Genomic DNA, 24,659 nt, shown 5'->3' with positions numbered 1-24,659 from the left:
CCGAATCGCAAATAAATTAAATATTTCTTACCAAGGCTTCCACCAGTCAGCGTCAGAGAACAAAACGCCCTCATCCAATACGGCGCTTTGCGGGTAATTTTTAAACAACACTTTTTTCACACCATCACGCAACTCGACTAAACCAAGCTTATCGTAAGCCAAAGCCATAATGCCTAAAGCGGGCTCCACCTGCTTGGTACTCGAATACGTTTCTAGTAAATATTTACCACGATTTGCTGCGGCTAAAAATGCACCGCGGTTGTAGTAGTACTTGGCTACATGCAACTCATGGCTAGCTAGTGCTCCCACCAAATAGCCCATACGCACAGTTGAATCTGCAGCATATTTACTATCAGGAAAACGGGTAACAAGCTGGCGGAAGGTGTCGAATGATTCTCGCGCGGCCTTAGGATCGCGCTCCGACATATCCTGCTTGATCAGGCTGGATAAGAAGCCCTGCGCCTCATTAAAGTTAACCAAACCCTTTAAATAGTAGGCGTAATCAATATTTGGATGCGCTGGATATTGCTTAATAAAGCGATCGATTGCCGCAAAAGCCAGCAAAGGCTCTTGGTTTTTATAATGGTTATAAGCCGTTTCGATTTGAGCTTGCTGAGCATGCCTACCATAAGGAAAACGTGCTTCTAATTTTTCAAACAGCTTGTTTGAGCGATCAAAATTGCGGCTGTCTTGCTCGGCTTTTGCCTCGGTAAAAATCTTCTCGGCCGTCCAGCCACGGGTTTCATCCTGTTCATCAGGAGTGGATGCGCAAGCTGCCAATAATCCGGCAAGTACTGCAGAGACGATGAATCGCGGTAGAATCTTATTCATGATGCATTCCGAAAACGAATTAAACGATTATAACGACTTCGAGCAGGCGCATGTCCTGACCGTGCCATCCGATTTGGCTGGGGAGCGCTTGGACGCTGCTTTAGCCAAGATGCTGCCCGAATTTTCCCGTAACCGACTCTCCACATGGATTAAAGACGGCTTAGTCTTTCTTAACGGCAACCCTGCCGTCCCCAAAACAAAATTATGGGGTGGTGAAACGATTAGTGTCTTACCCCAACCCGAAGCTGAGACCAGTGCTTTTCAGCCTGAAGATATCGAATTAGATATTATTTACGAAGATGCTACCTTACTTGTGCTGAATAAAGCACCGGGTTTAGTTGTGCATCCCGGCACAGGCAATTGGACAGGCACTGTACTTAACGGCTTACTCCACCGCTACCCAGAGCTTAAATTTATTCCCCGCGCAGGCATCGTACACCGACTGGACAAGGATACCAGTGGCTTAATGGTGATTGCACGCACCTTGATGGCACAAAATAGTCTTGTGCAACAATTACAAGCACGTACAGTCAAGCGCCACTATATGGCCATTGCTCAAGGTTTACTTTCCAATGATGGCAAAGTAGACGCCCCAATTGGCCGCCATCCTAAAGAAAGAATTAAAATGGCGGTAGTGTATTCAGGCAAGCATGCAGTGACGCACTATAAGATTCGTGAACACTTTACCGCGCACACCTTAGTTGAATGTCAGCTTGAAACAGGCCGCACGCATCAGATTCGCGTGCATATGGCGCATATCAATCACCCGCTTGCAGCTGACCCGATTTATGGCGGCAAACCAAGACTACACTCGCCGGAAGTCAGCATTGCACTCGGTGAATTTGCACGTCAGGCATTGCATGCCCGCAAACTGTCGCTTATTCACCCTGAAACCGGCAAAACCATGACTTGGAAAGCAGCGCTTCCGGAAGACATGGACATGCTGGTCAATGTGCTGCGTTTAGACGCTGGCATGCTGGAAGAAGACTGGGACGACGATTGGGATGTTGACGATAGCGACTGCGAAGTCATGTATGTTCGTGAATAAGCCACTCCCCCTAATGTGGATCAGGCCGGATTGGCCTGCACCCGCCACGGTGCAGGCTATTTCGACCAGCCGCCACGGTGGTGTAAGTACCGCGCCTTGGACGAGCCTCAACCTGGGCAACCATGTTGACGACTCGCCTGAAGCGGTTGCTCATAACCGGGCCATCGTGCGCCAGTATCTGCCTAGCGACCCGGTATGGCTAACGCAGGTGCACGGTGTACAGGTGGTCGATGCCGCTACTGCTCTGCAAAATACCGAAGCTGATGCCGTGACTGCGCATACTGTAAGCGCAGTCTGCGCGGTGATGACAGCAGACTGCCTGCCCGTCTTACTTTGTAATCAGGCTGGCACCGTGGTTGGGGCTGCCCATGCGGGCTGGCGCGGTCTTTGTAATGGCGTGATCGAAGCCACCATTACGCAGATGCAAGTACCCTCTGATACGCTCATGGCCTGGCTTGGGCCTGCCATTGGCCCAAATGCGTTTGAAGTGGGAGAAGAAGTCCGTACGGCATTTATGGCGCACGATAGCACCGCAATCAACGCATTTAGGCCCAGCACAAACGATGGAAAATGGCTGCTTGATATTTATCTGCTGGCAAAGCAAAGGCTGCAAGCCAGCGGTGTACACGCGATTTATGGTGGCGACTATTGCACAGTAACTGACGCCAATCGCTTCTTTTCCTACCGCCGCGATCAGCGCACAGGCCGTATGGCCAGCTTAATTTGGCTGACCGAATGATGATGGAATGATACACTGTTGCATCTACAGATATTTTGAAAGTCTTTAATGAGTGTTCTTGCTTGGATTATGACCGCCAGCGTGGCGGGCAGCTTACTCAGCGTACTCGCCGCGGCATGCATTGCCTACGCCGCACGGCCTAGCTGGATTCCCAAATTAGTCAGTTTTGCGGTTGGCTCACTTTTAGCCGCCGCCTTTCTCGAAATCCTCCCCCATGCTTTTGGTGAACACGATCATCGGCCTGCTGTCGCCCAGACAACAAGCAATAATTCGATCATGGCGGAGCATGAACATCTTGTCGGCAAAGCGGATATCCATGCAGAACACGATCACTCTGCAAGCAAAGACACAGATCACGAAGAACATTCACATAGCCCCTCAGCATCAAGCATCTCTTTAACGCTACTTGCAGGGATTCTGGCGTTTTTTATTATGGAAAAACTCGTGATCTGGCGGCATTGCCATCACGAAGAATGCGAAGAATTAGAACCACACGAACACACTCACGGGCATGGCCACGGCCGTGCGGGGCTGATGATTATTGTGGGCGACACTTTTCATAATTTCTTAGATGGCGCACTGATCGCCGCCGCTTTTATGACTGATATTAATGTGGGCATCGCCACATCGCTGGCGATTATCGCTCACGAAGTGCCGCAAGAAGTCGGCGATTTTATTGTGCTCTTGCATTCAGGCTATAGCAAAACCAAGGCCTTGCTGCTCAATGCCATGTCGTCGCTAGCCGCATTAATCGGCGCACTGCTCGCCTACTGGTCGCTGCAAACCGTTACCCACTGGCAGCCTTATCTACTGGCGCTAGGTGCATCCAGCATGATTTATGTCGCCATTGCCGATCTCATCCCTGGCCTGCATAAACGCCCTCAGCTTAAAGACACCGCTCAGCAAGTGACGCTGATTCTGGCCGGAGTAGCATTTATTGCTGTGCCACACTTTTTATTCCCGCATTGATCTAGCGTGGTAATAAAGTACGAAAATACTTTATTACCACGCATCTAAATTCACCTCATCCTAAAGCCCACTCCACAAAGAGATATGGGTACGACACCTTGTCGCCCTGCTCCCCCGTTTGAAACAGAATGTTGCCCTTTTCCTACAAAGGCTAGGTTTTTAACTGACCCCTAGGGAAAGCACCTATGGGACGATCAGCGGCATCGTTTCATCATCGACCTGCATGTAAGTTATTCAAAATAAAACACTTATAAGGAAAGGCGATGAATCATTTCAAAAAATGGGGGGTCTGGCTGCTGGTTGCTCTGGGAGGCGCATTCTCCTTTGCCATGCTGGCGCTAAGCCGGGGAGAGCATGTCAACGCAGTCTGGCTGGTTTTAGCCGCCATCTCCTGCTACAGCATTGCTTACCGCTTTTACTCCAAATTTATCGCCGAAAAAATATTCGAGCTCGACGATAACCGCCCTACTCCCGCCCAACGTCGCAATGATGGTTTGGACTACGTACCCACCAATAAGTGGGTTTTATTCGGCCACCATTTTGCCGCAATTGCCGGTGCAGGCCCCTTGGTTGGGCCGATTCTGGCGGCGCAAATGGGTTTTTTACCCGGCACGATTTGGATTTTGGTCGGCGTGATGCTGGCGGGTGCAGTGCAAGATTTCTTGGTGTTATTTATTTCTACCCGTCGCGATGGCCGCTCTCTCGGTGAAATGGCTAAGCAAGAGCTAGGCCCATTTGCCGGTGTGATTGTGATGCTGGGCGCGCTGGGCGTGATGATTATCATCTTATCCGCACTGGCTTTAGTCGTTGTTAAAGCGCTGGCTGAAAGCCCTTGGGGCGTGTTCTCGATAGCAGCCACTATTCCTATTGCGCTGTTTATGGGCGTCTATATGCGCTATCTGCGCCCGGGGCATATTGGTGAGATTTCACTGATTGGCTTTGTACTAATGATGGCGGCCATTATTTATGGTGGCGATATTGCAGCCAGCCCTGAATGGGGCCCTTTCTTTACCATGAGCGGCACCGAGCTCACTTGGGCCTTGATTATTTACGGCTTTATTGCCTCGGTATTGCCAGTATGGTTGCTATTAGCGCCCCGTGATTATCTATCTACCTTCCTAAAAATTGGTGTGATTGCAGGCTTAGCCGTGGGGATTATTTTTTCCGCGCCCGAGTTAAAAATGCCTGCTGTTAGCCGTTTTATTGATGGCAGCGGCCCCGTTTTTGCCGGCAGCCTATTTCCATTTTTGTTTATCACGATTGCTTGCGGTGCGATTTCTGGCTTTCACGCCTTGGTCGCCTCAGGCACTACACCTAAGCTGATCGAAAAAGAAAGTCATATCCGTATAATTGGCTATGGCTCAATGCTAATGGAATCGTTTGTAGCACTGATGGCGCTGATTTGCGCTTCGGTGCTCGAGCCTGGCGTGTATTTCGCCATGAACTCACCCGCAGCACTCATCGGCACCACGGTAGAAAGCGCCTCGCAAGTGATTAACAGCTGGGGCTTTGTGATTACACCTGAGTATCTAGCGCAAATTGCTAAAGATGTAGGTGAGCATTCGATTCTATCGCGTGCAGGCGGCGCACCGACCTTTGCCGTAGGTATGGCCTACATCATCAGCACCATCACCGGCAGCACCGCCATGATGGCCTTCTGGTATCACTTCGCCATCTTGTTTGAAGCGCTCTTTATTCTAACTGCCGTTGACGCAGGCACCCGTGCTTGCCGCTTTATGGTGCAAGATACCGTAGGTGTATTTATCCCAGGCCTAGCTAAAAGCCAATCATGGGTCGGTAATTTACTCGGCACTGCCGTAGCGGTTTCTGGCTGGGGATTCTTTGTTTATCAAGGCGTGACCGACCCGCTGGGCGGGATTAACACGCTCTGGCCGCTATTTGGGATTGGTAACCAGATGCTCGCCACCATGGCACTTTTACTTGGCACCGTGGTCATCTTCAAGATGAAAAAACAGCGCTATGCCTGGGTAACAATCTTGCCAACCATCTGGCTGTTTATCACCTCGATGACAGCTGGCTGGCAAAAAATCTTCCATGAAAACCCTAAAATCGGCTTTTTAGCGCAAGCAAAGCGCTTTAATACCGCCATTGCCGACGGCACGCTACTCGCTCCTGCCAAAAGCATTGCGGACATGGAAAGGATTGTATTTAACAACCAAATCAACACCGCTCTTTGCGCCTTCTTTATGCTGGTTGCCATGACGATGCTGGTGGCGGCCATTATTCAAATTCGCAAAGCACTGAGCAATAAAAATGTTTCAGTGCATGAAATTGGCGGGCCATTAGCAAGCGAGGTAGGTCATGCTTAAGTTTCTAAAACCAGGTTCCGCGTTTAGAAGCAACGCCTATAAAGTGGTGCAAACCTGCCGCCTGATGGTGGGCGTGCATGATTATGAAAACTATCTGGCGCATATGCAGGCCCACCACCCCGAAGTGCCCGCTAAAACGCGCAAAGAGTTTTATCAATACTGCCTTGAAGCGCGCTTTCCCGGCGCAGGAAAAATCAGTAAATGCCCTTGCTAGCGAAATAACCGTTGGCGCATAAAAAAAACCAGAGTCAGCTCTGGTTTTTTTATTTGCAAGGAAAGCGTATGTCGTCAAACAAAAAAATAGCAGGTTTAATCCGCCCTACACATCTTCCCCTTCTTCCCGCTTACGCTCTTTCACAATCTGCTTGCCGCGTTTAAGCCAGATCAGAATCACAGTCGGCATAAAACCAAAGATAAAGAACACGACCAAGCCCTTGGCGATGGTGCCCATGACAATAGAAAACATCATCACCACGTATAAATATCCAATCAAAATAATATACATAGCGCATCCAATCAAAAAAAGCCCCGTTTCCGAGGCTTTGATCTGTATTTACTAATTACGCTTCGCGCTTATCGTGCTCAATCAGTGCATAAGCGGAGTGATTATGAATCGACTCAAAGTTTTCTGATTCAACCACATAGGCTGTAACACGAGGATCTGCATGCACACGGGCGGCCACATCACGCACCATATCTTCTACAAACTTCGGATTATCGTAAGCACGCTCGGTAACGTATTTTTCATCTGGGCGCTTGAGTAAACCCCATAGCTCCGAAGAGGCTTCTTCCTCGATCAGGGTCACGATTTCTTCAATCCAGATGCTCTTTGCCAGCGTGGCCGTTACGGTCACATGCGAGCGCTGATTATGCGCGCCATAGGCAGAGATTTTCTTCGAACAAGGACAAAGGCTGGTCACGGGTGCTAATACTTTGAGCTTTTGCTCAAACACGCCATTTTTCAGCTCACCGATCAAGGTAATGTCGTAATCCATCAAGCTTTGCACACCAGACACTGGCGCTGTCTTATTAATAAAATACGGAAAACGCATTTCAAGATAGCCGGATTCTGCTTCTAGGCGATCGCACATTTCGCGCAGGATCGTTTCGAAAGAATCCACCGAGATTTCTTTCTCGTGGCTGTTTAAAATCTCAACAAAGCGCGACATATGTGTGCCTTTGAACTGCTTAGGCAAGAACACATACATATCAAACATGGCGATAGTGTGCTGCACGCCATCGGTACGATCCGCTACTTTAACTGGGTGACGAATGGACTTAATGCCCACTTTATTGATCGCAATATTGCGGGTATCCACCGTGTTTTGCACGTCGGCAATCGCCATGGTCATGGGGTGTTGCTCCAAAAAATAAATTCTAATGTGAGAGATTATAACACTGAGAATACCCGAGTAAAGCACTCGGGAATTATTGTAAAAATCTACACGCCTGATAGCTAAAAACTTCTGATGCAGCCACGCTAAATCAAGGCTTACCCGCAAAAGCAGCCACCATCTTGGCTGCGAAGCGTGAACCCTCACTCAGCATGATTTCAATATGGGCGGGCATATAGGGTAAAGACAAATACATGGCCAGCAGGCCAATGCCCATCATCAGAGGAAAACCCACAGCAAACACATTCAACTGTGGTGCCGCCCGCGTCATAATCCCTACTGCCAGATTGGTCACTAGCAGCGAGCCTATCACTGGCAGAGATAATAAAACACCGGCGCTAAAAATCTGCGAACCATAATCCACCAGTAGTTTAAAGCCCAATCCGGAAATAGGCTCTACCCGAATCGGTAAACTGGTAAAACTAGTAAGTAAAGTTTGCAGCACCATCAAATGCCCGTTCAAAGCAAGAAACACCAAAATGGTCATCAGGCTTAAAAACTGCGCCACAATCGGCACACTGGTCGCATGTAGCGGATCATAAAAAGAGGCAAAACCCAGCCCCATTTGCAAACCTGCTAAATGCCCAGCCATTTCTACAGCAGAAAAAATAATTCGCACAATATAGCCAATAGCAATACCAATCAGTAACTGGTTAATCACAATCAGAATACCCGCAGGGGAAACAATCGGCACTTGCGGCATAGCAGGCAATACAGGCGCAATGATCAAAGAAATAAAAATGGCTACACAGATGCGTACTTTAACAGTAATCGCTTTACTTGAATAAAACGGATCAGCCAATAAAAAACCGAAGATACGACAAAATGGCCACCAGAAAATAGCAAGCCATAAATCGATTTGTAGCTGGCTAACTGTCCAGATATCTTTCATCAGCTAATCAACTGCGGAATACTTTGAAATAAGCGAATGGTGTAATCCATAGCCGTTTCAATCATCCATGGCCCAATCAAAACAAAAACCAGAAAAGTAATCAGCAGTTTGGGGATAAAAGAAAGTGAGGCTTCATTGATTTGTGTTGCCGCTTGAAAAATACTCACCACCAACCCGACCACCAGCGCGGTCAGCAGCAATGGCCCGCCCAGCAGCACCATCACCTCCATCGCTCTTTGAATCACCGTTACAACGGCTTCTGGCGTCATTTGCGCTACCCCGCAACATAAAAACTTTGCACTAAGGATCCCATGAGCAAAGCCCAGCCATCCACCAAGACAAAGAGCATTAACTTAAAGGGTAAGGAGATAATCACAGGGGACACCATCATCATCCCCATGGCCATTAAAATACTCGCCACCACAAAGTCGATAATAATAAAGGGAATAAAAACGATAAAGCCGATCTGAAACGCCGTTTTAAGCTCGCTGGTCACAAAAGCAGGTACAAGAGTACGTAAGCTCACATCCTCGGGGCCATTCGGTTTTTTTTCGCCGGAGATATCAATAAAAAAGGCTAAATCCTTTTGGCGCGTTTGCTTCAGCATAAAATCTTTTAATGGCACCACGCCTTTTTCAACCGCCTGATTAAAACCTATTTTTTGCTCTGCATAAGGCTGATAAGCCACTTGATAAATTTTATCAAATACCGGCGACATAATAAAAAAAGTAAGAAATAAAGACATGCCCACAATCACTTGATTGGGCGGCGCTTGCATCGTACCCAATGCCTGGCGCAATAAAGACAAAACAATCACAATACGGGTAAATGCCGTCATCATCAATAAGAGCGCAGGTAAAAAACCAAGCGCGGTTAGAAACAATAGCGTTTGAATAGGTAGGCTATATTGCGTGCCCCCTGTTTGCGCATTGGCTGTCATAAAAGGAATACCGGGGTCTGCAGCAAAAGCGGCTCCGGCCAATAATACGCTCAGCACAACAATCATGGCGCGTTTCAAGGTGTTTTCCTTTGTAAAACAGCCGCCAGACTTGCAGCAAAAGAAGAAACAACCGGAGCTGGCTCTACTTGCTCGGGGGCGGTCAGGGTATGCAGCAGGTTCACCGAGCTTGATGTTACCCCCAGCACCAGCCAGCTGCCTTCTACTTCAACCACCACCACCCGCTCCTTACTGCCCACCATCACGCCGCTCACCACTTTGAGCGGCGCTTTTTGCCCGCCATTCATTGGCAATACAGACAGGCGACGTAGCAGCCATGCACTGAATAAAATCAGGCCGATCACAAAAGCCAGTGCCAACACCACTTGGGCAATCGACATCAGGCTAGAAGGAGATGCGGCAACAGGGGAGGATGCACTTGCCTGAGCCATCAAAGGGAAGCAAGCTAGCACAAAGAAACGAAAGAAGAACAGCATGAGCTTACTTATGTAAACGGCGAATACGTTCTGCCGGTGTAATAATATCGGTGAGACGAATACCAAATTTATCATTCACCACCACCACTTCACCCTGCGCAATTAAACAGCCATTAACCAGCACATCCATTGGCTCACCCGCCATACCGTCTAGCTCGACCACCGAGCCCTGTGCCAATTGCAATAAACTACGAATAGCGATTTTAGTCCGGCCCAGCTCCACAGTCAGTGAAACGGGAATATCCAAAATCATATCAATATTACTTGGCGCATTAGCAATGGGCGCGCTGGTATCAAAGCGCTGAAAAATATCAGCCGCTTGTACATCCGGTTTATCTGCGATCGCAGCATCAGCCACTTCTTGCTCGGCTAAGGCGGCAGCCCAGTCATCCATTGCCATTTCATCTTCATCAGCCATTATTAAGTACTCCTTGGCTTTTCATCAGCCACAATTCACGACCATGACTTTTTATATATTTATCAACCATAACTCACATGCCATGGCTTTCTCTTTAATTCTGCGACGATTACAACTTATGGTTTTCTCTTTTCATAGCTCTCGTCAAGGTCTCCTTCCGTCTCACTGCCCGTTAATGCTTCAGCAGAGCCGAGAACTTTACTCACTTTTAAAGCGTATTGCCCGTTTAAAGTGCCGTAATTACACTCCAGCACTGGCACATTATCCACAGCAGCAATAATGGCTTCGGGGATTTCTAAAGAAATAATATCACCCAGCTGCAATTCCAAAATTTCACCTAAGGTTACTTTGGCATTGCCTAAAGTAGCGACCAAATCCACTTCTGCATGCTGAATTTGCTTTTGCATCAAGGTGGTCCAGCGATTGTCGACTTCAATTCGATCCGCCTGCATGGTGCTGTACAAGACATCACGAATCGGCTCGATCATCGAATAAGGGAAGCAGATATGAAAATCGCCGCCGCCTGCGCCCAACTCAATTTTAAATGTGTAGGCCACTACCACTTCGGTTGGCGTGGCGATATTGGCAAATTGCGTATTCATTTCCGAGCGAACATAAACAAACTCGCAAGGAAAAACCGGTAACCATGCTTTTTGATACTCTTCAAAAACCACTTCCAAAAGGCGCTGAATAATCCGTTGCTCGGTCGCCGTAAAATCACGCCCTTCAACCCGCACGTGATAGCGGCCATCTGAGCCAAATAAATTATCCACCACCAGAAACACAAAATCGGGGTCAAAAATAAACAAGCCCGTTCCGCGTAGTGGCTTCATCTGAATCAGGTTTAAATTGGTAGGAACAACCAGATTGCGAATAAATTCGCTGTATTTTTGAACCCGAACGGGGCCAACGGAGATTTCTGCGTTACGGCGCATAAAGTTAAATAAGGCCACCCGCAAATTACGTGCAAAACGCTCATTCAAGATTTCAAGCGTTGGCATCCGGCCGCGAACAATACGTTCCTGACGGCCGATATCGTAATCACGGACAGCAGAAGCATCGACCTCTTCGTCGGAAGAATCTTCTTCACCAGTCACACCGCGCAGTAGCGCGTCGACCTCTTCCTGAGAAAGGATATCGTCTGCCATAATCCTTAGTCCGGATAAACACTTACCCGTTATTAAATATATAACTGCAAGCAAGACGCCTTAGTGCCTGCCACGGCAGCAAAGCGTCTTTTTACAGCTTATTAAACTCATTACAATTAAGGCGTAATCAATACGCCAAACACGTTTTATGACGCAGCTTACTGAACAATAAACGTTGTAAAGTTCACTGAAACAACGCCTTCATCTTCAGATTCAGCGTGCAAAATCTTATTCATCAGCTCGCGGATTTCTTTTGCAAGCTTATCTGTTCCATCAACTGCCTTTACTTCTGCAATTGTTTTAGAACGCAATAATTTATTTACTTGGGCCTGAATTTTTGGCATTTGCGCTTTGATTTTTTCTGCCACTAGCGGATCACCCAGCTCAACTGAAATATCAGTCTGCAGGATTCCATCGCCCTCATCCGAAGACAAGTTAACTGTAAATTGCGGCAATTTCTCATACACAGCAGGATGCTCTTCTTTCTTTTTCTTATCTTTCTTTTTCTTTTTTACATCGTCTTGTGCCGTAGCCTCTGCAGCCACTTCATCGGCAGCAGGATCACTACTTTTCGTTAATAAAAAGGCTGCAACACCACCAACAATGATTAACAAAACAACTAATAGCCCGATGACTGCGAACAAAAGAATATTTTTCTTCGCTTTAGGCGCTGCTTCCACTTTGGCATCTGACATCACATCACCTTGAATGGATTGAAATATTTAATAAAAAAGAAGTGTTTAGACCAGAACAAAGCGCCCCAAACAAAGAGCGAGGGGCGCGGGCCTTGGAAATAATTGAGCTGATTATAGCTTAAAAAGCATTAACAAACAGGTAGTAAGCTGCGAGTCTTGTGGTAAAGCAACAAGATTGGCTTTGATCAAACATAAAGATTTAAACCACTTCTTGCCACAGGCAAGGCAATGTCTGTCATCACCCTAGGCTGACCATCAGCATAAGCACCATTAAGATCTCCCATAAACTGCTGTGATCTGGATTGGCGCTGCTGATCCATTTGCTGACTGCTTGCTTGTTGCTGAGCCTGCTGCTGGGCTTGTTGCTGAGTATGTTGGTTCAAAGAATCAGACGCCACTTGCACATTGCTTAACTGAATGCCTTGGTCAGCCAGCAACATCGTTAATCTGGGCGTTGCAGCCGCCAATGCTTCGCGTACGGAAGCGTGCTGCGAGCTAAATACCACGCTGGCCTGCTCGCCCGACATAGTCAGACGCACTTCCATCGGACCCAAATGCGGAGGGTTGAGCTGCATATCAATTTGCTGATGCTGATCTTGCAGCATCATCGAAACACGCTGTGCCACAGCATCGCCCCAGCGAGCGCTACCCACAGGCTCTGCCACCGTGTGTTGAGGCGCAGCAGGCTTGGCTTCCAGCACAGGCGTACGTAGCGTCATTTGCGGCGCGGCATCTATTTTAGGCAGCAAAGCCTGATCTTTAGAGCTTGCCAATAAAGCAGAAAACTCATCTACCGGTGCAGTAAACCCCTCAGCACCGCTGGCCGATTTTTGCCGTAGCAAGGCAAATTTTGCCGCATCGACTCCACCACCGAGCAAACTTGCCGGATTAAAATCAGCGTCTTCTAAAGCGCTAAAATCCTTAGCGTCTTTAGCATTACCTTCGCCTAGCAAGCCTTGACCCAGCTTACTCAGATCCAGCACGCTGTCTTCAACGCTCACTTCATTTTGCACATCGGCAATTACAGGCGCTGTTTGAGAGATGGCCTGCGCTTGCAACATCGCCAGCCAAGGCTGAACAGCTTGCACACTGGCAGCAACGGCTTGTTTTTCTTCGCTATTCGCGCTGCCTTCTGCGGGCTCTGATGGTTTTTTCTCACCTGACTCGGCAGACTGCCCTTCCTGGCGGGTATTGACTTCGCGCTCCAGCACTTTGGCAAACGGCTGAGCCGTTTCTGCCCCCATTGAAACTGAGGAACGTAAATCTGTTGAACGACTCGTTTGCGCACTGGCTGTAACAGTGAGATTGCTCGCCATGACCAGGCTCCTCAATAAATGTAAACATAACATAAGCAATTGCAGTGCCAGCCCTGATAAATGGCTATGATAAACTCAGCAAATGTCTTATCCCCGTAAGCGGGAAAGCACGCCCAGAAGACCCCAGAGCTTTTGTTTCAGTCCTTATTGATGCTCGTTTTAGAATGGCATGGGGCTATCGTGTTTTAAGGAGAAATAATGGCTGAAGATTCAGATGCAGAACGCACGGAGCCCGCCTCTGGCAAGCGCCTTGAGGAGGCGCGAGGTAAAGGGCAAATTCCACGCTCGCAAGAATTAGCCACTTTTTCAATTTTAATGGTTGGCGTAGTCGCCCTGATCAAGCTTGGGCCTGAGCTGCTGCAAACTTTAAAAACCATTTTTGTCACCGAACTTACTTTTAACCGCGCCACCATCGCCGACCCCAATCAAATGCTGCTGCACTTTATGAGCTCAAGCCATAAAGCGCTGATGGCCTGCCTGCCGATTATTCTGCCCTGCGCACTTATCGCAATTATTACGCCTGTTTTAGTCGGAGGCTGGCTGTTTACCTTTGATGCTTTAGCGCCCAATTTCTCCCGCATGAATCCCATCAGTGGCATTGGCCGTATGTTTACGCTTAAGAGCGTGGTAAACATGGTTAAAACCATTCTTAAATCAAGCTTAATTGGTGGTGTGGCCGCCTGGGTGCTCTGGAGCGAAAGAGAAGAGTTTTTACAGCTGATTACCATGCCGCTGGAGATAGGCCTGCCCTTTATGTGGGATATGGTGCAACACACTTTATTACTCGTCATTAGCTCACTCGCTCTTTTAGCCGCGATTGATGCGCCCTATCAGCTTTGGGATTATTACAAAGGCCTGCGCATGACCAAGGAAGAAGTCAAGCAGGAAGGGAAAGATGCCGAAGGCTCGGCGGAAGTAAAAGGTAAGATTCGCCAGTTACAACACGAAGCCGCCAGAAAGCGCATGATGAGCGAGATTCCCAAAGCCAATGTAATTGTCACCAACCCGACTCACTACGCTGTGGCGCTGCAATATACCGAAGCCATGCGTGCGCCCAAGGTCGTAGCCAAAGGTGCTTTCTTACTGGCAGAGCGCATTATTGAGCTAGGCAAAGAGCATAAAGTAATTGTGGTGCGTACCCCGCCATTTGCCCGCGCGCTTTATCATCATGCTGAACTCGGAGCCGAGATTCCCGCTGCACTGTATACTGCGGCAGCTGAAGTGCTGGCGTATATCTATCAGTTAAAGCACTGGCAGAATTATGGTGGTGATGAGCCAAACTTGGCCGATGAGCTTCCTGTCCCTAGCGAATTAGACCCCGGTGGTGAAGCCTAATCAGTGCTTATGCAAAAGTTTTCCAGCAAGACGAGCCCACACAGGCAGTATGTGTAATACGGCAAGGAGGCTCAATGCAGCTGGGGCTTTTTTGCATAAGCACTTACAGTTTATCTATTACTAATTCAGAGCTTATAGCGCTATGTGGCGTACTTTTAATTACAGTAAATTAGCCGGTCCAATACTGGTGTTAATGGTGCTCGGCATGATGGTTTTGCCGCTGCCTGCGCTCGCGCTCGACTTTTTCTTTACATTTAATATCGCCATTTCCATCATTGTGCTGATGGTCGCGCTTTACACCCGTAAACCACTCGAATTCTCCAGCTTTCCGACCGTTCTATTATTTACCACGCTACTGCGACTCTCTTTAAATATTGCATCAACCAAGCTGATTCTCACCGAAGGCCACAATGGCGCAGATGCAGCCGGCAAAGTAATTGAAGCCTTTGGCCACGTGCTGATTGGCGATAATTTAGCTGTTGGTATCATTGGTTTCGTTATTCTAACCATTATTAACTTTGTGGTGATTACTAAGGGTGCAGGGCGAATTGCCGAAGTATCTGCTCGCTTTACGCTGGATGCCATGCCAGGTAAGCAAATGGCGATTGATGCTGATTTAAACGCGGGCATGATCGGCGAAGAAGACGCCCGCCGCCGCCGCTCCGAAATCTCGCAAGAATCTAACTTCTTCGGCTCTATGGATGGTGCCTCGAAGTTTGTACGCGGCGATGCCGTAGCTGGGATCATGATCATGGTGATTAACCTGATCGGCGGCTTAATTGTGGGTATGGCTCAACACGATTTACCTTTTGCTGAAGCAGGTAAAACCTACAGCATGCTGACCATTGGTGATGGTCTGGTTGCGCAGATTCCTGGGCTGATTATTTCGGTTGCGGCCGGTATTGTCGTGTCACGTGTCGGCGATGGTGAAGATTTATCCGAGCAGATTCTTGGGCAAATGTTTTCACAACCACAGGTGCTCTACATTACGTCTGGGGTACTTGGCATTCTAGGTATCATCCCCGGTATGCCGCACACCGCATTTTTACTTATGTCAGCTATTTTGGGTGGGATTGCTTGGCAGCTAGATCAGCGTAACAACGCAACAGCACTGCAAACCGCCGCTGCAGATGGCGGGGCAGCAGGCCCCGCAGGCGCTCCAGGTGGCGCGCCCGCTGCAACGCCCCCCTTGCAAGAAGTCAGCTGGAATGATGTCCAGCCCGTCGATCCGGTCGGCTTAGAAGTTGGCTACCGGCTGATTCCTCTAGTCGATCGCAATCAAGACGGTGAATTACTGCGGCGTATTCGTGGCATCCGTAAAAAAATCGCACAAGAGCTAGGCTTTTTGGTGCCCTCCGTGCATATCCGCGATAATTTAGAGCTTAAGCCCAACCAATACCGCATCCAACTCAAAGGAGTGGATGTCGGCACGGGTGAAGCTTTTGCAGCGCAATGGCTGGCCATTAATCCAGGCAACGCCATTGGCCAGCTGCCCGGCACGCCAACCCAAGACCCTACTTTTGGCCTACCTGCCGTTTGGATTGATGGCAGCTTACGCGATCAGGCGCAAGCCTTTGGCTATACCGTAGTGGATGCTTCCACCGTGGTGGCCACCCATATCTCAAATATTTTACAAAGCCATTCTGCTGAGCTTTTAGGCCGCGAAGAAGTCCAGCAATTACTTGAGCACTTTGGCAAAGAAGCACCCAAGCTATTGGAAGACTTAGTTCCCAAAATTATTCCTGTCGGCACTTTACAGAAAGTATTACAAAATTTACTTGAAGAAGGGATGCATATTCGCGACTTGCGCAGCATCCTAGAAACACTGGCCGAGCATATTGTCCGCACCCAAAATATCGACGAGCTAACCGCTGCCGTGCGTGTCGCTTTAGGGCGAGCGATTGTTCATCAGCTCTTCCCTGGCGAAAACGAATTGCAAGTTGTGACACTTGAGCCACAACTTGAAAATATTTTACTCTCGGCCGTCTCTGGTAATTCGCAAGGCGGCTTAGAGCCTGGCCTTGCCGAGCGAGTATTGAAACAAGCCTCTGAATTATCTGAGCAATTAGAGCAGCAAGGTCTGAGCACCGTGCTGATCGCCCCTGCCCAGCTGCGCCCGATGCTAAGCCGATTTTTACGCCGCTCTATTCCGGGCTTACGCGTGATTGCGCATACCGAGATTCCTGATAGTAAAACCATCAGAATTGTAGGGATGTTAGGGGCCAATTAAACTCGAATCAGGTAGGTAAAAACCGCTGTCCAGATAAATTAAAGAATAATTACCTAATTAAGCTAGGTATGCTTAAGAGTAAACTGACAAAACATACTAAAATACACGCAGCTAAACTGTATATTTCATACATATTGGCTTGCACGAGGATCATCTTTTGTTTTCAGACGGCAACTGGATATGGTCGTAAAAAAGTTCTACGGAGCGACTACACGTGACGCGCTGCGTCAGGTTCGGGACGAACTTGGCCCGGATGCGCTTATCTTATCCAACCGCCAGGTGTCTGGTGGGGGCATAGAGATCATGGCAGTGGCAGACGCCGATGTCGCCGCACTGACCAACGTCCAAAACGTTGCCGCACAGCCGCGCCCTGCGCCACAGCAAAATACCCGCGGCGCGCAAAATGGCGCAAAGCTGCTACAAAGCGCGCAAGCTGCTGCGCCAATCAGCAAAGCCCTCGCCCGCTCTTACGCCATCCCCGATGATGACGATGAAGAGCCCAGCACCAAACATATCCTGCACGACGAGCCGGTTGTCCTGCGCAGCAATCGCCATGCACCGCGCCAGCCGGAGCCTGCCGCTACCGCGCCCATACCGCTCGATAGCAACCCAGAATATCAGCAGCCCAGACCTAGCCGCCCAGCACCACGGCCTGCGCCGCCACCACCGCGTCGTCCTGCCCAGGCCTTGCCTACTTTCAGCTTTGAAGACGATGAAGTAGCGCCTACACAAAGCCTGGCTGATAAAGCAGCGATGGATGGCATTGCACGCGAAATCCGCCTCTTGCGTGGCTTACTAGAAAGCCAGCTCGCAGGCATGGCTTGGGGTGAATTATCGCGCCATGCGCCTGAAAAGCTCGAAGCCTTACGCCAGCTTTTATCCGCTGGATTTTGCCCTGCGCTTTCACGCCAACTCGTTGAAAAAATGCCAGCGCAAATGAGCTTGGATCAAGGCATGCGCTGGGTAAAAGCCGCGCTCACGCATAATCTGGCCGCAGCCACCACAGACGACGATTTGATCAACCGCGGTGGAATCTACGCCCTCATCGGCCCAACCGGTGTGGGTAAAACCACCACCGTCGCCAAGCTGGCTGCGCGTTGTGCGCTCTTACACGGACCAGATTCGGTGGCTCTGCTCACCACCGACAGCTACCGGATTGGTGCGCACGATCAGCTACGTATTTACGGCCGCATCATCGGTGTGCCGGTACATGAAGTCAAAGACGAAACCGATTTGCAATTTACCCTTGCCGACCTCAGCGAAAAGCATCTGGTACTGATCGATACCGTCGGCATGGGACAGCGCGATCAGCGAATCAGCGAGCAACTGGCCTTGTTTGACGAAGACAATGTTTCCACCCTGCTGCTACTCGCCGCCAATGCTCAAACCGGCACGCTAGACGATGTAGCACGCCGCTATCGCAACACGCATTTAGCGGGCTGCATTCTGACTAAGCTCGATGAAACCATGAATTTGGGCGGCTGCCTTGATGTGGCGATCCGGCATAAACTGCGCCTGCACTTTTTAACCAATGGGCAGCGTGTGCCAGAAGATCTGCACCGTGCCAATGTGTCGTATCTGGTTGATCGAGCCTTCAGGGGCGAAACGCAAAACAGCGCTTTTACCCTCAAGCCTGATGAATTCCCACTCTTTATGGGCGCGCAAGGCGGCACGATGGATAGCCCGCTGGATTTCAATATGAACCATGCGAGCCATTCCCGTGGCTAGTCTTTGGTCAGATCAAGCTGCAGGCTTGCGAGCCATGATTGCCCCAACGCCTTGCCGCAGCATCAGCCTGAATGGCGGTCGCGGCGGCAGCGGCACCACTACGCTGGCAATTAACTTGGCCGCAGCACTGGCCGAGCGCAATCGTGAAGTCATTTTATTAGATGAATTTACCGGCATGGGTAATGCCGCCCACCGCATGCGGCTAGAACAAAAACACGAGCTGGATCATGTGCTGCGGCGTGAAGTCACGTTGGCCGATACCCTGCTTGCTACAGAGGCTGGGTTTTCTATTTTGCCGATTAGCGCTAAAGCCACCATATTAAGCAGCCTGAATGAGCGCGAGCTGACATGGCTCTCGGCCGAATTTGAGCAGCTCACCCAATATGCCGAGTTTTTACTACTCGATACCCGTCCCTCCGCCAGCCATGGCGTGCCCTGCCTCAGCCTTGCCGCCGACGATGTGATGGTGATTGTATCCAATAGCGCCGAATCGCTGACCGATGCCTACGCCACCATTAAATTACTCGGCACCGAATACGCAAGGCGTGATTTTCGGATTTTAGTCAATCGTGTTGATACCATTACCGAAGCAGGACTGATTTTTAATCGCCTTAAAAGCGTGGCCAAGCAGTATTTGGGCGATGCAGTACAAATGAAATTGATAGGCTATGTGCCCGAAGACGAAAAACTCAAGCGAGCATCCCGCTTGGGCCGCACCGTACTTGATGCCTTTCCTGACGCCGATTCCAGCCATGCTTTCCGCCAGCTTGCTGATGTGATGCTGCGCTGGCGAAAACCGCTCCATAGCGTAGACAGCACTGGTTTTCTCTACCGTCTGGTGGAATCCAGCCGCTTGCTCACAGAACAACTCCAGCATTAAAGGGCGATTACGATTGCTCAAACTTAAGCATTCAAACCATAAAACGATTTTCTTCACTGGGATCAAGATCCTCAGCCAAGATTCAAGGCTTAATCCTATTCTTTTTCCTCGCTGGGGTTTTTAATGGCTCAGCTTGAAATCAGCACCCAATCCCAAAGCATGACCCTGCAGCTCTCTGGCCGCTTGGATGCACAAACTGTTGCCCCACTATGGGCAAAAATTCGCCAAGCGGGCGCTTGCGAAGTAGACGCCAGCGGCGTGACTTATTGTGATGGCGCGGGTGTGGCGCTTTTTTATACCTTGGCTCAAGGTGGAGCCACTATTCATCATCTGGCCCCGCCCTTTGCCGAATTACTCGATGTTTTTCAAATTGAAAAACCTCTTTTTAAAGCAGCACCACCATCCCCAATCGGCTGGCTTACCGCACTAGGCAAAGCCACGGCAGAACACAAAACAGCACTACGCATCGCCATCACTTACTTGGGGGAGCTAAGTGCTGCCGTACATCAGGTCTTGCTGGCCCCAAGCAAATTAAGAATCCGCGAAGTGCTCGCCACGGCCAGTAAAAATGGCGCAGACGCACTGCCCATCGTGGCCCTGATTGCCGCCTTGCTGGGGATGATTTTGGCGTTTCAATCGGCCATTCCGATGCGACAGTTTGGCGCTGAGGTATTTGTGGCTGATTTAGTCGGCCTATCGCTGGTACGGGAACTCGCCCCCTTAATGATGGCCATTTTATTAGCGGGGCGCACAGGCGCGGCCTTTGCGGCTGAGCTAGCCAGCATGAAAGTCAACGAAGAGCTGAATGCCTTAGTGACTTTGGGCCTCAACCCGGTCCGCTATCTGGTGCTACCCAGAATTATCGCCACCACGCTCATGGCACCGCTGCTCTCTGCCTGCGCAGTACTGATTGGCCTCGTCGGCGCAGCCATCGTGATGCTGAGTTTTAATATTCCCATCCAAACCTATATCACCCGTGTTTCAACCATTGTTGATTTAGGCGATTTTACCGGCGGTTTGTTTAAAGCCGCCGTATTTGGGCTGGAGATCGCACTGATTGGCTGCTATCGCGGCTTGCAAGCAGGCAACGGAGCTAGTGCAGTGGGCGCAGCTACCACGCAAGCGGTCGTCAGTAGCATTGTGGCAATTGTGGTGAGCGATGGCTTGTTTGCTTTTGTTTTTTATCTGGCGGGCTGGTAATGAGCGACGCCATTATTCAAGTAAAGCAGCTGCAATGCGGCTACGGCGATCGTATTATTTTGCGTGATGTGAGCTTTGAGGTTCGTAAGGGCGAAATCATTACCATCTTAGGCGGATCAGGCTGCGGCAAATCCACCCTGCTCAAGCATATGATTGGTTTGCTGCCCGCGCGCCAAGGCGAAGTTTTAATTGGCGGCGAAGATATTATTCATGCGCTTGGCGAAACGCGGCAGCGCATTTTGGCCCGCATTGGGGTGATGTATCAATCGGGCGCGCTATTTGGCTCGCTCTCCGTACTAGAAAACGTCATGCTGCCGCTGGCAGAATATACCGCGCTCAGTGCAGAAGCCCGCGAGATAGTAGCCCGTTTAAAGCTGCGCTTAGTAGGGCTAGAAGCCTATGCCGATTTTTTGCCCAGTGCTTTATCAGGCGGCATGCAAAAGCGCGCGGCCATTGCCCGAGCGTTGGCGCTCGACCCACAAGTCTTATTTTTAGACGAGCCATCAGCGGGGCTAGACCCCATCACGGCAGCAGAATTAGATGCCTTGATTTTGCAATTAGCGCATAGCCTGCACACCACCTTTATTGTGGTAACGCACGAGCTAGCCAGTATTTTCAGCATTGCCGACCGGGCCATCATGCTCGATAAGGAAACTCAGGGCGTGTTAGCTATTGCCCCGCCTTCAGAGCTGGCCAGTCACTCCGACCCACGTATTAGTCATTTCTTTAATCGGCATATTTATTGATGAGTGCTCAAAAGCAATATTTCAGACTCGGCGTTTTTGTACTTGCCGCATTTAGCATCTGCATTATCCTTGCGATTGCCTTTGGTGCCGGACGCTGGACTCGCACCACCATTACGCTGGAAAGCTACTTTAATGAATCGGTACAAGGTATCGATATTGGCTCCAAAGTAAAATACCGGGGCGTGATTGTGGGAGAGGTCAGCCATATAGGTTTTACTTATTCCCGCTATGAGCAGGAACTAGAGCCTGGCGAGCGCCAGCAATATGTGCTGATCGAGGCCAAGCTGCGCCCTGAATTATTTGGCGGCAAAAGCATGCCGTTTCCTGATCAAAGCTATCTCAGCAAGGAAATCGATAAAGGCCTGCGTGTCAGGCTTAATCCACAAGGCTTAACCGGCACGAGCTACTTAGAAATTGATTATCAGGATCCAGGCCGCAATCCCATCCTAGCCATAGAATGGCAACCGCAAAATCTCTATATTCCGTCGACTCGCAGCACCGTCGCCCAATTAGTAAACAGCACCCAAAACCTCGCATTGCGGCTGCAAAAACTGGATATCGAAGGGCTAATCAGCAATTTGAACAAGCTATTAAGCACGGCCAATACCAAGATGGACGAAGTGCCATTGCAAGCCTTAACCAAAAAAATGCTCGTCATTATGGAGAAGCTGGAAAAAATTCCCTTTAATGAATTAAGCACCGAGGCCAGTGGCTTGATGCACGAAGCGCGTGCCAGCAATCAATCCATTCAAAAATTACTAGCCGATCCGGCATGGGCCAGTATGCCTGGCGATTTGGCTGCCAGCAGCAAACAAGCAAGGGCACTGCTTGAAAACCCCAGCTTAGCAGGCAGCTTACAAAAAATGGAAAGCAGCTTAAATCGCCTGGACCGGCTGCTTGCTCAGCACGAAGGCGGCTTAGACAGCACTCTCAATAATATGCAGCAAATCAGCGAAGACTTGCGTGTCATCAGCGAATCGGCCCGCGCCAATCCCACCGGCCTGCTGCTAGGCAAACCGCCAGCGCCCTATGTGCTGCCTGCGGCTAACAAATGATTTCAAAAAGCACAAAAGTGGCAATCCCACCTCCATTGAATCGCTTTTATATTGATGACAACACCTGATGAAACAACTGATCGTCTTACTTTGCACCGCTCTCTTAGCCGCCTGTGGCACAGCTATTCCTATTAAAGAAACTTACCTTCCCGTTGCAGAACGTACGGGTATGGCGCAAGCAAAGCACTTTAAGGGCAGCTTACAAATTGCGCCTTTCAGCGCTCAAGCCCCCTTTGCCGAACGCAGTTTCTTTTACAGGGAAAGCGCCCAGCGTTTTGTAAAAGACCCCTATCGTGAATGGCTATCCCCGCCTGCGCAGCTGCTCACCTTAAGCGCCCAACGCTGGCTGCAAGCCAGTGGCTTATTTAGCGAAGTACTGCCACTGGCTGCTAAACAAGCAGGAGATTACCAATTATCTGGGGAATTGCTCACACTTCATACCGACCTGCAAGCCCAGCCCCTTGCAGTAGCAAAACTGCATATACGCTTAAGCTCGGCGAATTCCCCTGTTATACTCGATACTATTCTTACGGCAAATGAACCTTTAACTGGCACAACGGCCAATGAAATTGCAGCAGGATTGGATCGCGCGCTTGCAAACACGCTTAAGCAACTAGAAAGCACGCTGATTTCACTTCCCTAGGCTAAACTGACTTTGCCACCTCACAGTAGAAACTCATGGCCGCGCCACGCGCACTTTCCCTTTATCGGCAGACCCAGGCAAGCAGCGAAGACGATTACGTTACGCTGCATACCTCACTGGTCAAACGCATCGCCTATCATCTGGTGAGCCGTTTGCCTGCCAGCGTGGAAGTCGATGATTTAATCCAAGTGGGCATGATGGGTTTGATGGAAGCCGCCAAAAATTTTGACCCGACTGCAGGTGTATTATTTGAAACCTTTGCCTCGCAACGTATTCGGGGCGCAATGCTGGATGAATTAAGAAGCGCAGACTGGATGCCACGCCAGGCTAGAAAACATATGCGGGATATTGAAGCCGCCTTAGTAAAGCTGGGGCATAAGCTGGGCAGAGCGCCGCTGGAAAGCGAAGTGGCAAGTTACCTTCAGCTGAGTCTGGAAGAATACCAAGATATGCTGACCGAGGCCCGTGGCCATCAACTTGTGCACTTAGATGACTTTGAAGAAGACGAAGAAAGCCATCACAGCGAACACAATATTGCCGATCAAACGCAAAACCCATTGCATCAATTATCAGAAACCCATTTTAAGCAAAAATTAATTGAAGCCATTGATGTGCTGCCAGAACGGGAAAAACTCGTCATGGCGCTGTATTACGACGAAGAGCTCAATCTTAAAGAAATTGGTGCCGTGCTCAGCGTAACCGAATCCCGTGTTTGCCAACTACACAGCCAGGCCATTGCCCGGCTGCGGGCCCGATTAGGCGATTGGACAAGCCAATAAGCGAAATATATAAATAAAAGCAGATTAGGGAATATGGATAAGATTAGTATTTTTGGCATTTTGCTTGGCTTAACAGCGATTGTTCTCGGGCAAATTCTAGAGGGCGGCCATGTTGCATCTCTAATGCAAGCCACTGCCTTTCTGATTGTCACCGGCGGAACGCTCGGTGCAGTGATGCTGCAAACACGGCAAGATCATTTTATTGCGGGTTTAAAAATGGTGAAGTGGATTTTTATCCCTCCACAGCACGATTTTAAAAAACAACTGGGCGTACTCGTAAACTGGGGCCAGCAAGCGCGCCGTGGTGGCCTTCTAGCACTTGAAGCCTATGTGCAAAGCGAGAAAGATCCTTTTGTAAAACGCGGCCTGCAAATGGTTGTCGATGGGGCCGAACCCGAAGTCATCCGCCGCGCCTTAGAGCTAGATATCGATGTATTTGAAGACCGCGCCCGCTCAGCCGCCAAAATTTGGGAGGCTGCCGGCGGCTACTCCCCCACCATCGGCATTATCGGTGCGGTAATGGGCCTGATTCATGTGATGGAAAACCTCACCGATCCTTCCAAATTGGGAGCAGGGATCGCCGTCGCCTTTGTCGCCACCATTTACGGCGTAGCCATGGCCAATCTCTTATTTCTGCCAATTGCACAAAAACTAAAGCAACATATCCAAACCGAAGTAAGACGCCGTGAAATGCTGGTAGAAGGCTTGGTCACCATCGCCAACGGCGAAAATCCACGGGTACTGGAAAATAAACTAGCGGGATTTTTGTCTTAAAAACTAGAGCAAAATTATTATTTTAGGGCGGAGACAACCCGCCAAAATAATTTCAAACCCAGCCACCACGGCTTA

Annotated in this window: 26 protein-coding genes; 15 read left to right on the top strand and 11 right to left on the bottom strand. The window is 49.5% G+C overall.

All coding sequences use genetic code 11. From position 1 onward, the window contains the following. Positions 1–27 precede the first annotated feature (27 nt). Entirely contained in the window at positions 28–831 is an 804-nt protein-coding gene (locus ACFQNF_RS09385; RefSeq protein WP_380187728.1) for an outer membrane protein assembly factor BamD, read from the bottom strand. Here ACFQNF_RS09385 and rluD point away from each other — a divergent pair. The 5 genes from rluD (at position 830) to ACFQNF_RS09360 (ending at position 6,131) form a co-directional block, all read left to right on the top strand. After that, on the top strand, positions 830–1,879 hold the full coding sequence (gene rluD, locus ACFQNF_RS09380) for a 23S rRNA pseudouridine(1911/1915/1917) synthase RluD (RefSeq protein WP_380187727.1): 1,050 nt from the start codon (positions 830–832) through the stop codon (positions 1,877–1,879). The genes ACFQNF_RS09385 and rluD overlap by 2 nt on opposite strands. Then, on the top strand, positions 1,866–2,618 hold the full coding sequence (gene pgeF / locus ACFQNF_RS09375; RefSeq protein ID WP_380187726.1) for a peptidoglycan editing factor PgeF: 753 nt from the start codon (positions 1,866–1,868) through the stop codon (positions 2,616–2,618). The genes rluD and pgeF overlap by 14 nt, the downstream gene beginning before the upstream one ends. 48 nt (positions 2,619–2,666) lie before the next feature. Further along, positions 2,667–3,587, top strand: coding sequence for a ZIP family metal transporter (locus tag ACFQNF_RS09370; protein ID WP_380187725.1), 921 nt, complete (start codon positions 2,667–2,669; stop codon positions 3,585–3,587). A gap of 263 nt (positions 3,588–3,850) precedes the next feature. After that, on the top strand, positions 3,851–5,917 hold the full coding sequence (locus ACFQNF_RS09365) for a carbon starvation CstA family protein (RefSeq protein ID WP_380187724.1): 2,067 nt from the start codon (positions 3,851–3,853) through the stop codon (positions 5,915–5,917). Continuing rightward, positions 5,910–6,131 (top strand): YbdD/YjiX family protein, encoded by a 222-nt coding sequence (locus tag ACFQNF_RS09360; RefSeq protein ID WP_380187723.1) that lies wholly within the window; start codon positions 5,910–5,912, stop codon positions 6,129–6,131. Before ACFQNF_RS09365 ends, ACFQNF_RS09360 begins: the two co-directional genes overlap by 8 nt. Before the next feature lie 105 nt (positions 6,132–6,236). On the opposite strand, the gene ACFQNF_RS09355 is transcribed toward ACFQNF_RS09360, so the two are convergent. From ACFQNF_RS09355 to ACFQNF_RS09310, 10 genes are all read right to left on the bottom strand, one after another. Further along, positions 6,237–6,422: a hypothetical protein gene (locus tag ACFQNF_RS09355; protein WP_046350363.1), complete on the bottom strand. Its 186-nt coding sequence runs from the start codon at positions 6,420–6,422 to the stop codon at positions 6,237–6,239. Positions 6,423–6,477: 55 nt separating this feature from the next. Beyond that, complete coding sequence (gene folE2, locus ACFQNF_RS09350) at positions 6,478–7,269, bottom strand: GTP cyclohydrolase FolE2 (protein ID WP_380187722.1); 792 nt, start codon at positions 7,267–7,269, stop codon at positions 6,478–6,480. A 133-nt stretch (positions 7,270–7,402) separates the two neighbouring features. After that, on the bottom strand, positions 7,403–8,203 hold the full coding sequence (gene fliR, locus ACFQNF_RS09345; protein WP_380187721.1) for a flagellar biosynthetic protein FliR: 801 nt from the start codon (positions 8,201–8,203) through the stop codon (positions 7,403–7,405). After that, on the bottom strand, positions 8,203–8,472 hold the full coding sequence (fliQ, locus tag ACFQNF_RS09340) for a flagellar biosynthesis protein FliQ (RefSeq protein ID WP_046350366.1): 270 nt from the start codon (positions 8,470–8,472) through the stop codon (positions 8,203–8,205). The genes fliR and fliQ overlap by 1 nt, the downstream gene beginning before the upstream one ends. A gap of 5 nt (positions 8,473–8,477) precedes the next feature. Continuing rightward, positions 8,478–9,221 (bottom strand): flagellar type III secretion system pore protein FliP, encoded by a 744-nt coding sequence (fliP, locus tag ACFQNF_RS09335; protein ID WP_380187720.1) that lies wholly within the window; start codon positions 9,219–9,221, stop codon positions 8,478–8,480. Further along, a complete protein-coding gene (gene fliO / locus ACFQNF_RS09330) occupies positions 9,218–9,637 on the bottom strand; it encodes a flagellar biosynthetic protein FliO (RefSeq protein WP_380187719.1) in 420 nt (139 codons plus the stop codon). Before fliO ends, fliP begins: the two co-directional genes overlap by 4 nt. A 4-nt stretch (positions 9,638–9,641) precedes the next feature. Continuing rightward, entirely contained in the window at positions 9,642–10,055 is a 414-nt protein-coding gene (fliN, locus tag ACFQNF_RS09325) for a flagellar motor switch protein FliN (RefSeq protein ID WP_046350368.1), read from the bottom strand. Positions 10,056–10,171: 116 nt separating this feature from the next. After that, on the bottom strand, positions 10,172–11,203 hold the full coding sequence (gene fliM, locus ACFQNF_RS09320; protein WP_380187718.1) for a flagellar motor switch protein FliM: 1,032 nt from the start codon (positions 11,201–11,203) through the stop codon (positions 10,172–10,174). A gap of 158 nt (positions 11,204–11,361) precedes the next feature. Next, positions 11,362–11,898, bottom strand: coding sequence for a flagellar basal body-associated FliL family protein (locus tag ACFQNF_RS09315; RefSeq protein WP_380187717.1), 537 nt, complete (start codon positions 11,896–11,898; stop codon positions 11,362–11,364). A 185-nt stretch (positions 11,899–12,083) separates the two neighbouring features. Then, positions 12,084–13,214, bottom strand: a complete 1,131-nt coding sequence (locus ACFQNF_RS09310; RefSeq protein WP_380187716.1) for a flagellar hook-length control protein FliK — start codon at positions 13,212–13,214, stop codon at positions 12,084–12,086. Positions 13,215–13,412: 198 nt separating this feature from the next. On the opposite strand from ACFQNF_RS09310, the gene flhB reads away from it, so the two are divergent. The 10 genes from flhB to ACFQNF_RS09260 all read left to right on the top strand — a co-directional run bounded on the left by flhB (position 13,413) and on the right by ACFQNF_RS09260 (position 24,584). Next, the gene (gene flhB, locus ACFQNF_RS09305) at positions 13,413–14,549 is read left to right on the top strand and encodes a flagellar biosynthesis protein FlhB (protein ID WP_380187715.1); all 1,137 of its coding nucleotides are present in this window, start codon (positions 13,413–13,415) and stop codon (positions 14,547–14,549) included. A 142-nt stretch (positions 14,550–14,691) separates the two neighbouring features. After that, positions 14,692–16,779, top strand: coding sequence for a flagellar biosynthesis protein FlhA (gene flhA / locus ACFQNF_RS09300; protein WP_380187714.1), 2,088 nt, complete (start codon positions 14,692–14,694; stop codon positions 16,777–16,779). Positions 16,780–16,959: 180 nt separating this feature from the next. Continuing rightward, entirely contained in the window at positions 16,960–18,507 is a 1,548-nt protein-coding gene (flhF, locus tag ACFQNF_RS09295; protein ID WP_380187713.1) for a flagellar biosynthesis protein FlhF, read from the top strand. After that, complete coding sequence (locus ACFQNF_RS09290; RefSeq protein WP_380187712.1) at positions 18,485–19,387, top strand: MinD/ParA family ATP-binding protein; 903 nt, start codon at positions 18,485–18,487, stop codon at positions 19,385–19,387. The genes flhF and ACFQNF_RS09290 overlap by 23 nt, the downstream gene beginning before the upstream one ends. Positions 19,388–19,510: 123 nt before the next feature. Continuing rightward, positions 19,511–20,587, top strand: a complete 1,077-nt coding sequence (locus tag ACFQNF_RS09285) for an ABC transporter permease (RefSeq protein ID WP_380187711.1) — start codon at positions 19,511–19,513, stop codon at positions 20,585–20,587. Then, entirely contained in the window at positions 20,587–21,333 is a 747-nt protein-coding gene (locus ACFQNF_RS09280) for an ABC transporter ATP-binding protein (RefSeq protein WP_380187710.1), read from the top strand. The genes ACFQNF_RS09285 and ACFQNF_RS09280 overlap by 1 nt, the downstream gene beginning before the upstream one ends. Then, positions 21,333–22,388: an MlaD family protein gene (locus tag ACFQNF_RS09275; RefSeq protein WP_380187709.1), complete on the top strand. Its 1,056-nt coding sequence runs from the start codon at positions 21,333–21,335 to the stop codon at positions 22,386–22,388. The genes ACFQNF_RS09280 and ACFQNF_RS09275 overlap by 1 nt, the downstream gene beginning before the upstream one ends. Positions 22,389–22,455: 67 nt before the next feature. Beyond that, positions 22,456–23,031: an ABC-type transport auxiliary lipoprotein family protein gene (locus ACFQNF_RS09270; protein ID WP_380187708.1), complete on the top strand. Its 576-nt coding sequence runs from the start codon at positions 22,456–22,458 to the stop codon at positions 23,029–23,031. A gap of 35 nt (positions 23,032–23,066) precedes the next feature. After that, positions 23,067–23,810, top strand: a complete 744-nt coding sequence (locus tag ACFQNF_RS09265; protein ID WP_380187707.1) for an RNA polymerase sigma factor FliA — start codon at positions 23,067–23,069, stop codon at positions 23,808–23,810. Positions 23,811–23,843: 33 nt separating this feature from the next. After that, complete coding sequence (locus ACFQNF_RS09260) at positions 23,844–24,584, top strand: flagellar motor protein (protein WP_380187706.1); 741 nt, start codon at positions 23,844–23,846, stop codon at positions 24,582–24,584. The last annotated feature ends 75 nt before the right edge of the window (positions 24,585–24,659 follow it).

Origin of the sequence: Iodobacter arcticus (genome assembly GCF_042664895.1) — a bacterium.
Classification (GTDB): Bacteria; Pseudomonadota; Gammaproteobacteria; order Burkholderiales; family Chitinibacteraceae; genus Iodobacter; species Iodobacter arcticus.
This window is presented reverse-complemented; position numbering and strand designations above follow the sequence as displayed.

What these genes read in the sequence shown, in the direction of transcription:
- flhF (WP_380187713.1), top strand. Translation starts at nt 16,960, where the DNA reads ATGGTCGTAAAAAAGTTCTACGGAGCGACTACACGTGACGCGCTGCGT.
- ACFQNF_RS09385 (WP_380187728.1), bottom strand. Translation starts at nt 831, where the DNA reads ATGAATAAGATTCTACCGCGATTCATCGTCTCTGCAGTACTTGCCGGA.
- ACFQNF_RS09270 (WP_380187708.1), top strand. Translation starts at nt 22,456, where the DNA reads ATGAAACAACTGATCGTCTTACTTTGCACCGCTCTCTTAGCCGCCTGT.
- pgeF (WP_380187726.1), top strand. Translation starts at nt 1,866, where the DNA reads ATGTTCGTGAATAAGCCACTCCCCCTAATGTGGATCAGGCCGGATTGG.
- folE2 (WP_380187722.1), bottom strand. Translation starts at nt 7,269, where the DNA reads ATGACCATGGCGATTGCCGACGTGCAAAACACGGTGGATACCCGCAAT.
- fliN (WP_046350368.1), bottom strand. Translation starts at nt 10,055, where the DNA reads ATGGCTGATGAAGATGAAATGGCAATGGATGACTGGGCTGCCGCCTTA.
- ACFQNF_RS09315 (WP_380187717.1), bottom strand. Translation starts at nt 11,898, where the DNA reads ATGTCAGATGCCAAAGTGGAAGCAGCGCCTAAAGCGAAGAAAAATATT.
- ACFQNF_RS09265 (WP_380187707.1), top strand. Translation starts at nt 23,067, where the DNA reads ATGGCCGCGCCACGCGCACTTTCCCTTTATCGGCAGACCCAGGCAAGC.
- ACFQNF_RS09365 (WP_380187724.1), top strand. Translation starts at nt 3,851, where the DNA reads ATGAATCATTTCAAAAAATGGGGGGTCTGGCTGCTGGTTGCTCTGGGA.
- ACFQNF_RS09370 (WP_380187725.1), top strand. Translation starts at nt 2,667, where the DNA reads ATGAGTGTTCTTGCTTGGATTATGACCGCCAGCGTGGCGGGCAGCTTA.
- fliQ (WP_046350366.1), bottom strand. Translation starts at nt 8,472, where the DNA reads ATGACGCCAGAAGCCGTTGTAACGGTGATTCAAAGAGCGATGGAGGTG.
- fliO (WP_380187719.1), bottom strand. Translation starts at nt 9,637, where the DNA reads ATGCTGTTCTTCTTTCGTTTCTTTGTGCTAGCTTGCTTCCCTTTGATG.
- flhA (WP_380187714.1), top strand. Translation starts at nt 14,692, where the DNA reads ATGTGGCGTACTTTTAATTACAGTAAATTAGCCGGTCCAATACTGGTG.
- ACFQNF_RS09290 (WP_380187712.1), top strand. Translation starts at nt 18,485, where the DNA reads ATGCGAGCCATTCCCGTGGCTAGTCTTTGGTCAGATCAAGCTGCAGGC.
- ACFQNF_RS09275 (WP_380187709.1), top strand. Translation starts at nt 21,333, where the DNA reads ATGAGTGCTCAAAAGCAATATTTCAGACTCGGCGTTTTTGTACTTGCC.
- flhB (WP_380187715.1), top strand. Translation starts at nt 13,413, where the DNA reads ATGGCTGAAGATTCAGATGCAGAACGCACGGAGCCCGCCTCTGGCAAG.
- ACFQNF_RS09260 (WP_380187706.1), top strand. Translation starts at nt 23,844, where the DNA reads ATGGATAAGATTAGTATTTTTGGCATTTTGCTTGGCTTAACAGCGATT.
- fliR (WP_380187721.1), bottom strand. Translation starts at nt 8,203, where the DNA reads ATGAAAGATATCTGGACAGTTAGCCAGCTACAAATCGATTTATGGCTT.
- ACFQNF_RS09355 (WP_046350363.1), bottom strand. Translation starts at nt 6,422, where the DNA reads ATGTATATTATTTTGATTGGATATTTATACGTGGTGATGATGTTTTCT.
- ACFQNF_RS09360 (WP_380187723.1), top strand. Translation starts at nt 5,910, where the DNA reads ATGCTTAAGTTTCTAAAACCAGGTTCCGCGTTTAGAAGCAACGCCTAT.
- rluD (WP_380187727.1), top strand. Translation starts at nt 830, where the DNA reads ATGATGCATTCCGAAAACGAATTAAACGATTATAACGACTTCGAGCAG.
- ACFQNF_RS09280 (WP_380187710.1), top strand. Translation starts at nt 20,587, where the DNA reads ATGAGCGACGCCATTATTCAAGTAAAGCAGCTGCAATGCGGCTACGGC.
- ACFQNF_RS09285 (WP_380187711.1), top strand. Translation starts at nt 19,511, where the DNA reads ATGGCTCAGCTTGAAATCAGCACCCAATCCCAAAGCATGACCCTGCAG.
- ACFQNF_RS09310 (WP_380187716.1), bottom strand. Translation starts at nt 13,214, where the DNA reads ATGGCGAGCAATCTCACTGTTACAGCCAGTGCGCAAACGAGTCGTTCA.
- fliM (WP_380187718.1), bottom strand. Translation starts at nt 11,203, where the DNA reads ATGGCAGACGATATCCTTTCTCAGGAAGAGGTCGACGCGCTACTGCGC.